We start from the raw sequence: 9,352 nt of genomic DNA, 5'->3' as shown, positions 1-9,352 counted from the left end.
GGGGCGGCGGCCTGTTCTACGGCGCCTACCAGCGGACCTACCAGGGCCTGCGGGTCGTCGGCGGGGACGCGGTCGTCGTCGCCGACGGGGCCGGGCGCGTGCGCGGCACCAGCGCCGCCGAGTCCGCCCCGATCACCGTCGGGACGCAGGCGCTCGTCGACGCCGCGAAGGCCGCCGCCACCGCGCGCGCTCAACTGCCCACTGTGGACAGTGTGGGCACGCCGGAGAAGGTCGTGCTGGCCGGCACGAGCCCGAAGCTGGCGTACGAGGTCGTCGTCGCCGGGCGCACCACGAAGGCACCGAGCCACCTGCACGTGTTCGTCGACGCGGCCACCGGCGCGGTGCTCGACACGCGGGACGACGTGAAGACGTTCGCCTCGGGCACCCGGACCGAGGCCCAGCCCGGCACGGTGAACGTCGCCGGCACCGGCAACAGCTACTACGTCGGCAACGTCTCCATCGACACGACGCAGTCCGGCAGCACCTACACGATGCGCGACCCCGCCCGCACCGGCCTCAGCTGCGGCCGCGAGGGCGGCGCCGTCTACAGTGGACCGGACAACAACTGGGGCAACGGCTCCGGAACCGACCTCGAAACCGGCTGTGTCGATACGCTGTTCGGGTCCCAGACCGAGTGGAAGATGCTCGGCGACTGGCTGGGCCGCAACGGCATCAACGGCAACGGCGGCGGCTACCCGGCTTCGGTGGGGCTGTCCGACGTCAACGCCTATTGGAACGGTTCGTCGACGCACTTCGGGCACTCGCAGGACAACCAGCGTCAGGCCACTTCGATCGACGTCGTCGCCCACGAGTACGGGCACGCCATCTTCCAGACCACCCCGGGTGGCGCGGGTTCCGGCAACGAGAACGGCGGCCTCAACGAGTCCACCGGCGACATCTTCGGCGCGCTGACCGAGGCGTACGCGAACAACGCCAAGGACACGCCGGACTACGAGGTCGGCGAGGGCGTCAACCTGGTCGGCCAGGGCCCGATCCGCTACATGTACCAGCCGTCGAAGGTCGGCGACCCGAACTGCTACTCGTCGTCGATCCCGAGCACCGAGGTGCACGCGGCGGCCGGCCCGCAGAACCACTGGTTCTACCTGCTGGCCGAGGGCTCGAACCCCGGTGGCGGCAAGCCGTCCAGCCCGACCTGCAACAGCTCGTCGGTCACCGGCGTCGGCATCCAGAAGGCCGGCAAGATCTTCTACAACGGCCTGCTGAAGAAGACCTCGTCGTGGAACCACAAGGCCGCCCGCAAGGCGACCCTCGAAGCCGCGATCGCGCTCTTCCCGGGCAGCTGCACCGAGTACAACGCCACCAAGGCCGCGTGGGACGCCGTCTCCGTCACCACGGTCAGCGGTGAGCCCACCTCGTGCAGCGGTGGCGGCGCCGACTACTCGGTCGCGTTGAACCCGGCTTCGGGTTCGGTGGAGCCGGGCGCCTCGGCGACCACCACGCTCAGCACCACGATCACGTCCGGCGCGGCGCAGTCGATCACGCTGTCGGCGTCGGGCCTGCCCGCCGGTGCGACGGCGACGTTCAACCCCGCCACGATCCAGTCGGGTGGTTCCTCGACGCTGACGATCGCGACTTCGACGTCGACCCCGACGGGCAGCTTCCCGATCACCATCACCACCGACGGGGCCACCACCGACCACACGGTGCAGTACACGCTGAGCGTCGGGACGTCCTCGTGCGCCCCGGTGACCAACTCGACGCGCCTCGACATCCCGGACTACCCGGCGAGCGCGGTCAACAGCCCGGTCACCGTCAGCGGCTGCGCGCGCAACGCGTCCAGCACCACGAAGGTCGAGGTGCACATCGTCCACACCTACCGCGGTGACCTGGTCCTCGACCTGGTCGCGCCGGACGGCACCGCCTACCGGCTGAAGAACTCCGGCAGCGACTCCGCCGACAACATCGACACCACCTACACCGTGAACGCTTCTTCGGAAGCCGCGAACGGCGCGTGGCAGCTCCGCATCCGAGACGTCGGCCCCGCCGACACCGGTTACCTGTCCTCCTGGACGTTGACCGTCTGATGAATCCCGAAGCCGTCACTTTCACGTGAAAGTGACCACCTGGGGGCGGCACTTTCACGTGAAAGTGCCGCCCCCAGAGTTGTCCCCAACCCCCACCGAAGGAATTCACCGCCATGAAGTGGAAGAGCAAGATCGGCGCCGGGGTCACCGCCCTGGCCGCTGTGCTGGGTGTGGTGACCGCGCCGGCGGCCACCGCCGCTCCGGCTGCCGCCCTCGCCGCGCCGGACATCTCACTGGCCAACATCAAGGCCCACCTCAACCAGCTGCAGACCATCGCCAACAACAACGGCGGCACGCGGTCACCGCGCGGCGCCGGGTACGCGGCCTCGGTGTCCTATGTGGAAAACCTGCTCAAGAACGCCGGCTTCACCACGACCCGCCAGACGTGCACGAGCTGCATCGGCCAGTCGCAGAACCTGATCGCCGAGTGGCCGCAGGGCGACGCGAGCCAGGTCATCATGCTCGGCGCGCACCTCGACTCGGTGAGCGCCGGCCCCGGCATCAACGACAACGGCTCCGGCAGCGCGTCGATCCTCGAAACCGCGCTGACGCTGGCGCGCACCAACCCCGCGATGGCCAAGCGCGTCCGGTTCGCCTGGTGGGCCGACGAGGAGTCCGGCCTGGTCGGCTCCAAGTACTACGTCAACAACCTGCCCAGCACCGAGCGCACGAAGATCAAGACGTACCTCAACTTCGACATGATCGGCTCGAAGAACTGGGGCTACTTCGTCTACGACGACGTCGCTTCCGTCAAGGCGATCTTCGACGAGTACTTCTCCTCCATCGGCATCCAGACCGAGGGCGACAGCGAAGGCGACGGCCGCTCCGACCACGCGTCGTTCAAGAGCGCGGGCATCCCGGTCGGCGGCCTGGCCACCGGCGCCGGCGACATCAAGAGCTCGGCGCAGGCGCAGAAGTGGGGCGGCACCGCGGGTTCGCCGTTCGACAACTGCTACCACCGCGCCTGCGACACGACGGCCAACATCCCGGACACCCCGCTGGAGAAAAACTCCGACGCCATCGGGTACGCGCTCTGGAAGCTCGCCGTCGCCACGACGCAGGGGAACGACTACTCCGTCGCGCTGACCCCCACGGCGGGCACCGTCCAACCCGGACAGTCGCTGCAGGTCGCGGTGAACACCACCACGACGTCCGGTAGCGCGCAGTCGATCTCGCTGTCCGCTTCGGGCCTGCCCGCGGGCGCGACGGCGTCGTTCAGCCCGGCCACCATCCAGTCCGGCGGCTCCTCGACGCTGACCATCTCGACGTCGGCTTCGACGCCGACCGGCACCTTCCCGGTCACCGTCACGGCCGACGGGGCGAACGCCGACCACACGGCGTCGTTCACGCTCGGCGTCGGGACTTCGTCGTGCGGGCCGGTGACCAACTCGACGCGCCTCGACATCCCGGACTACCCGGCGAGCGCGGTGAACAGCACGGCGAACGTCGACGGCTGCGCGCGCAACGCGTCCGGCACCACCAAGGTCGAGGTGCACATCACCCACACCTACCGCGGTGACCTGGTCATCGACCTCGTCGCCCCGGACGGCACGGCGTACCGGCTGAAGAACTCCAGCAGCGACTCGACGCCGAACCTCGACACCACCTACACCGTCAATGCTTCCTCGGAAGCCGCGAACGGGGCCTGGCAGCTGCGGATCCGGGACGTCGGCCCGGCCGACACCGGCTACCTCTCCTCCTGGACCCTGACCGTCTGATCCACCCCCGGGGCGGCACTTTCACGTGAAAGTGCCGCCCCCAGGTGGGCACTTTCACGTGAAAGTGCGAGTTGTCTAGACCACCCGTTCGTAGGTAGTCACCGGTTCCCCGCGGCCCATATCGTGATCGGACACGCCGCGTACGCCCCTCAACGACGATGGGAGCCGGTATGTCCGGTCGCAGAACCCGCCTGTTCGGAACCCTTCTGGCAGCGGTGCTGGCCGTCCCGCTGCTCGTGTCGGCCCCCGCGCAGGGGGCGGTGCAGGCCGACACGTGCGCGGTGAAACCGCGGCCCGCGGGCAAGGTCCTCCAGGGGTACTGGGAAAACTGGGACGGCGCCGCGAACGGCGTCCACCCCGGCCTGGGCTGGGTCCCGATCACCGACAGCCGGCTGGCCCAGCACGGCTACAACGTCATCAACGCCGCCTTCCCGGTGATCCGCTCCGACGGCACGGTGCTGTGGGAGAACGGGATGGACGCCGGCGTGAAGGTGTCGACACCCACCGAGATGTGCGCGGCGAAGGCCGCGGGCGCGACGATCCTGATGTCCATCGGCGGCGCGGCGGCTGGTATAGACCTGTCCTCGTCGACGGTGGCCGACCGGTTCGTCGCCACGGTCGTCCCGATCCTGAAGCAGTACAACTTCGACGGGATCGACATCGACATCGAGACCGGGCTCACCGGCAGTGGCAACATCAAAACGCTCTCGGCGTCGCAGTCGAACCTGATCCGGATCATCGACGGCGTGCTCGCGCAGATGCCGACGGGCTTCGGGCTCACGATGGCACCGGAAACCGCGTACGTGACCGGCGGCAGCATCACCTACGGCTCGATCTGGGGCGCGTACCTGCCGATCATCAAGAAGTACGCGGACAACGGCCGGCTGTGGTGGCTGAACATGCAGTACTACAACGGATCCATGTACGGCTGCGCCGGCGATTCGTACCAGGCCGGGACCGTGCAGGGCTTCACCGTGCAGACGCAGTGCCTCAACAACGGCCTGGTCGTGCAGGGCACGACGATCCGCGTCCCCTACGACAAGCAGGTCCCGGGCCTGCCCGCCCAGCCCGGCGCCGGCGGCGGATACATGTCGCCGAGCCTGGTTTCCCAGGCGTGGCGGTCGGTTCCGGGAATCAAGGGCCTGATGGACTGGTCGATCAACTGGGACGGCTCGAAGGGCTGGACGTTCGGCGACAACGTCAAGTCCTTGCAGGGCCGGTAGTTCAGGAGTCGCCCGCCGGAATGGGGTCGTCGTACTCCCCCGGCGGGCCGGCGTATTCGCGGCCGCCGCCGTCCGGGAAGGGCCAGGGGTTCGGGACGCAGCCGTGCAGCCCGAGCGTCTGCTGCTCCATCACCGGCGCCCGCTTTCCCGGGCCGGGGCACAGCTCGTGGCCCTGGCCGAGCCGGTGCCCGGTCTCGTGCGTGACCATGTACTGCCGGTAGACGTCGAGCGGAGCCCCGTAGTTCGGCACGGCGTTGGCCCAGCGGGCGACATTGAGCACGACGTTGCTGCCGTTGCGGCAGGACGTGTAGCTGTCCGCCGTGCCACCGCACAGCTTGTCGCGGCTGGCGGGCGTGGCCAGGTAGATCGTGAAGTCGGCGCTGTCGGCCGGGCCGACCTGCTGCAGCCGCCACTGCCCGCCGGCGGTCCAGCCGCGGGGGTCGCCGAGGATGCCGCGGATCTTCTTCGCGAAGTCGGCGGGCCCGACGCCGTCGATGTCGGTCTCGAGCGCGATCCGGTACCGCATCAGGCGGCCTTGGGTGCCGGCGACCTCGTCGCTGCCCGGCGTGAACATCCACTGCCCGGACCCGGTCCGCGGGAAGGTGATGGCCACCTCGACGGGCGCGGCCTGCGTCACCGGCGCAGCAGGTTCCTCGGGCGGCGGCGGCAACGCGGTCGCTTCCCCGATGGCGGTGCGGATCGGCCCGGCCGCGGGCGCGGCCACCGGCTGCCCCTCACAGGCGGTGAGCACCACGGCCACCGCCACGGCGAGCGCGCCGGCAAGCGCGGCTCGGCCAGCGGTTTTGGGCATGGGTCCTCCCCGGGTGCGCGGCTTCACCAGTGGATACGGGCGGGGTCCGCGAAAAGTTGCGGTGACGTGTGGCGACGCTGCGTCACCGCAGCTCAGGACGGGCGAGTGTGACGACGGCCACAGCGCTCAGCCCAGGAACTTGCGGAGCACCTCCGCGACCTGCCGGATCTCCGCCGTCCGGACGTTCTCCTGCTGCGTGTGCGCCAGCGTCGGGTTGCCCGGCCCGAAGTTCACCGCCGGCATGCCCAGCGCCGCGAAGCGGGCCACGTCCGTCCAGCCCAGCTTCGCCGCCGCGCGGCCGCCCGCCGCCGTCACCAGTTCCGCCGCCGCCGGGGCCGACAGGCCCGGCAGCGCCCCCGGGGAAAGGTCCACAACGGACAGTTCGTAGCCGTCGAAGACCTCGCGCAGGTGGCGTTCCGCCGCTTCCGGGGAGCGGTCCGGGGCGAAGCGGTGGTTGACCGTCAGCACCGCCGCGTCCGGGACGACGTTGCCCGCCACCCCGCCGCTGATCGCGGTCGCCTGGAGGCCCTCGCGGTAGGTCAGGCCGTCGATGTCGACGATCCGCGGCTCGTACTCGGCCAGCCGCCGCAGCGGCCCGGCCAGCGCGTGGATCGCGTTCTCGCCCATCCACGCCCGCGCCGTGTGCGCGCGCTTGCCGGTGAACCGCAGCTCGACGCGCATCGTGCCCTGGCAGCCGGCCTCGATGACGCCGTTCGACGGCTCGCCGACGATCGCCAGGTCGCCCGCCAGCCACTCCGGCAGCTCGCGCTCGATCCGGCCGAGGCCGTTCTTGACCGCCTCGACCTCTTCGTTGTCGTAGAAGACGAAGGTGACGTCGTGCTTCGGCGACGGCAGCGTCGCGGCCAGGTGCAGGAAGACGGCGTCGCCGCCCTTCATGTCGACCGAGCCGAGGCCGTGCAGGACCTCGTCGTCGCCGGTGCCTTCGCGCCGCGACGGGAAGTTGCCGTTCTCCGGCACGGTGTCCAGGTGCCCGGCCAGCACGACCCGCGAGCCGCGGCCGAGGTTCGTGCGCGCGAGGACGGCGTCGCCGTTGCGGACGACCTCGAGGTGCGGCGCCTGTTCCCGGAGCGCTTCCTGCACCAGCGTCGCGAGCTCGGCTTCCGAACCGGACACGCTGAAGACGTCCACGAGGGCCGCGGTCAGGTCGACGGGATCGGCGCGCAGGTCGAGGCTCATGCCCGGCACGCTACCGTGAGGGTGTGCGTAGGTTCCCGGTCGCCGTGGGCGGCACGTTGCTGGTCCTCGTCCTGTCCGGCTGTGGCAGCGAGGCCGGCCCCACGCCCAAGCGGGGCGGCGAGCCGGGCCCGGACGCGCTCCCGACGAAACTCGACGCGCTGACCGCCGACCAGTGCTACGCCAGCCCGCGCACACAGCTGCCGAAGGGCTGTGAGAAGTACGTCACCGAGGTCGGCAACGTCCCGGGCGCGGCCCGCAAGCGCGCGGACGACCGCGACCCGCAACTCGTCGCCGAAGCGGACAAGCTCGACACCGCCGTGAAGGCGTTCCGCGGCGCGAGCTGCACGACCGTGCCGGACGCGGGCGGCCCCTGCACGCAGGCGCTCGTCGACATCGCCGGCGCGCTGAGCGACCTGAAGAAGCAGGTAGACGCGCGGCCCACGAGTGGTTGATCCGCGTCACTCGACTACGGTGAGGGCCGTGAGCGAGCAGAGCCCGAACCCCGAAACGACCGGCGCCAGCGGCGTCGGGCTGGCCACCGTCGCGACCGACGGGACGGTCCTCGACACCTGGTACCCGCAGCCCAAGCTCGTCGAGGGTGGTACGCCCGGTACCGAGCGCCTGAGCGCGGCGGAAGCCACCGAACTCCTCGGCGAAGCGGCCGCGGGCCTGCTCGGCCCGGACACCGACCGCGGGGTCGAGGTCGTCGCCGTCCGGACCACGATCGGCAAGCTCGCCGACGCCCCGGCCGACACGCACGACATGTACCTGCGGCTGCACCTGCTCTCGCACCGGCTGGTCCGGCCGCACGGCCAGAACCTCGACGGCATGTTCGGCCTGCTGGCCAACGTCGTGTGGACCAACCACGGCCCGTGCCCGGTCGAAGGCTTCGAGCAGACGCGCCTGCGGCTGCGGGCGCGCGGCACGGTCACCGTGTACAGCGTGGACAAGTTCCCGCGGATGGTCGACTACGTTATGCCGTCCGGCGTCCGGATCGGCGACGCGGACCGCGTCCGGCTCGGCGCCCACCTGGCGGCCGGCACCACGGTCATGCACGAGGGCTTCGTCAACTTCAACGCCGGCACGCTCGGCGCGTCCATGGTCGAAGGCCGGATCTCGGCGGGCGTGGTCGTCGGCGACGGCTCGGACGTCGGCGGCGGCGCGTCGATCATGGGCACGCTCTCGGGTGGCGGCAAGGAGACGATCTCGCTGGGCGAGCGCTGCCTGATCGGCGCGAACGGCGGCATCGGCATCTCCCTGGGCGACGACTCGGTCGTCGAGGCCGGCCTGTACGTGACGGCGGGGACGAAGGTCGTCGTCGAGGGCAAGGTCGTGAAGGCGCTCGAGCTCAACGGCATTTCCGGCGCGGTGTTCCGCCGCAACTCGGGCACCGGCGCGGTCGAGGTCGTGCCGCGGACGGGCACCGGGGTCGAGCTGAACGCGATGCTGCACGCCAACGACTGAGCGCGTTCGTTCACCTACCATTCATGAGGTGACCACCGAATCGTTGCCTCGCACCCCGGCCGAGCTGGGCCTGCCCGACGCACCGGTGGAAGCCGGGCCCGCCGACCCGGCCGGGCACCACGTGCGGGCCAAGCTCGACCGGGAGATCCGCGCCCTGCTCGCGTACGAACCGGGCACGCGATCGGGCGCGGACCCCGAGGACCTGCACCAGATGCGCGTCGCCCTGCGGCGGATGCGCAGCGTGCTCAAGCTGTCCGGCGGGCTGGTCGGCGACGGCGCCGAGCCGGTGCGCGCGGAACTCGGCTGGCTCGGGCAGTCGCTCGGCGAGGTGCGTGACTACGACGTCCTGATCGGGCACCTGCGCGAGGTCATCGCCGACTTCGAGGTCCGCGACCAGGCCGCCGGGCGCCGCCTGGTGTCCCGGTTCGTCACCGAGCGCGCGGCGGCGAAACGGCGGCTGACCCAGGCCCTGACCAGCGCCCGCTATTCGACGCTGCTGCGCGAGGTCAGCCTGCTCACTCGCTCGAGCGCCGAGGTGCCCGACCAGCCGCACGACCTGGTCGACGGGCTCGCGAAGCCGCACCGCAAGCTCGCGAAGGCCGTCCGCGCGCTGCCCGCCGACCCGCCGGACGACGACCTGCACGCCCTGCGCATCCACGGCAAGAAGCTGCGGTACGCCGCCGAGCTGGCCCAGACGTCGGCGAAGAAGAAGCGCGCGAAGCGAATCAAGGCGCTGATCAAGGCGACCAGGGACTTCCAGACAGTGCTGGGCGACCACCAGGACGCGGTCATCGCGGCCGAGCGGATGCGCGCGGTAGTGGCGACGGCCGACGGCGAGGTCGGCTTCGTCGCGGGCCGCATCGCCGAGCGCGAGCTGGCCCGCCGCACCGAGGC

The 9,352-nt window shown here is 70.8% G+C and carries 8 protein-coding genes; 6 read left to right on the top strand and 2 right to left on the bottom strand.

Going from position 1 to position 9,352, the window contains the following annotated elements:
• From G3I65_RS26305 to G3I65_RS26295, 3 genes are all read left to right on the top strand, one after another.
• Window positions 1–2,045, top strand: a 2,045-nt coding sequence (locus tag G3I65_RS26305; protein WP_160698483.1) for a M4 family metallopeptidase, incomplete at its 5' end; no start/stop codon positions are given.
• Window positions 2,046–2,158: 113 nt separating this feature from the next.
• Window positions 2,159–3,763, top strand: coding sequence for a M28 family metallopeptidase (locus G3I65_RS26300; RefSeq protein ID WP_160698482.1), 1,605 nt, complete (start codon window positions 2,159–2,161; stop codon window positions 3,761–3,763).
• Window positions 3,764–3,933: 170 nt separating this feature from the next.
• Entirely contained in the window at window positions 3,934–4,986 is a 1,053-nt protein-coding gene (locus G3I65_RS26295; protein ID WP_163046759.1) for a chitinase, read from the top strand.
• A 1-nt stretch (window position 4,987) separates the two neighbouring features.
• Here the strand turns inward: G3I65_RS26295 and G3I65_RS26290 are convergent, their stop codons facing one another.
• Together G3I65_RS26290 and dapE are read right to left on the bottom strand one after the other, a co-directional pair.
• Window positions 4,988–5,797, bottom strand: coding sequence for a DUF3152 domain-containing protein (locus G3I65_RS26290; protein WP_160698481.1), 810 nt, complete (start codon window positions 5,795–5,797; stop codon window positions 4,988–4,990).
• Window positions 5,798–5,923: 126 nt separating this feature from the next.
• Window positions 5,924–6,994: a succinyl-diaminopimelate desuccinylase gene (gene dapE / locus G3I65_RS26285; protein ID WP_160698480.1), complete on the bottom strand. Its 1,071-nt coding sequence runs from the start codon at window positions 6,992–6,994 to the stop codon at window positions 5,924–5,926.
• A gap of 44 nt (window positions 6,995–7,038) precedes the next feature.
• Here dapE and G3I65_RS26280 point away from each other — a divergent pair, with 44 nt between their 5' ends.
• The 3 genes from G3I65_RS26280 to G3I65_RS26270 form a co-directional block, all read left to right on the top strand.
• Window positions 7,039–7,446, top strand: coding sequence for a hypothetical protein (locus G3I65_RS26280; protein WP_160698484.1), 408 nt, complete (start codon window positions 7,039–7,041; stop codon window positions 7,444–7,446).
• Between the two features lie 28 nt (window positions 7,447–7,474).
• The gene (gene dapD, locus G3I65_RS26275) at window positions 7,475–8,458 is read left to right on the top strand and encodes a 2,3,4,5-tetrahydropyridine-2,6-dicarboxylate N-succinyltransferase (RefSeq protein WP_160698479.1); all 984 of its coding nucleotides are present in this window, start codon (window positions 7,475–7,477) and stop codon (window positions 8,456–8,458) included.
• A gap of 28 nt (window positions 8,459–8,486) precedes the next feature.
• On the top strand, window positions 8,487–9,352 hold an 866-nt coding region (locus G3I65_RS26270; protein WP_160698478.1), incomplete at its 3' end, for a CHAD domain-containing protein.

The sequence above is a fragment of the Amycolatopsis sp. SID8362 genome (genome assembly GCF_010550475.1).
Classification (GTDB): domain Bacteria; phylum Actinomycetota; class Actinomycetes; order Mycobacteriales; family Pseudonocardiaceae; genus Amycolatopsis; species Amycolatopsis eburnea.
This window is presented reverse-complemented; position numbering and strand designations above follow the sequence as displayed.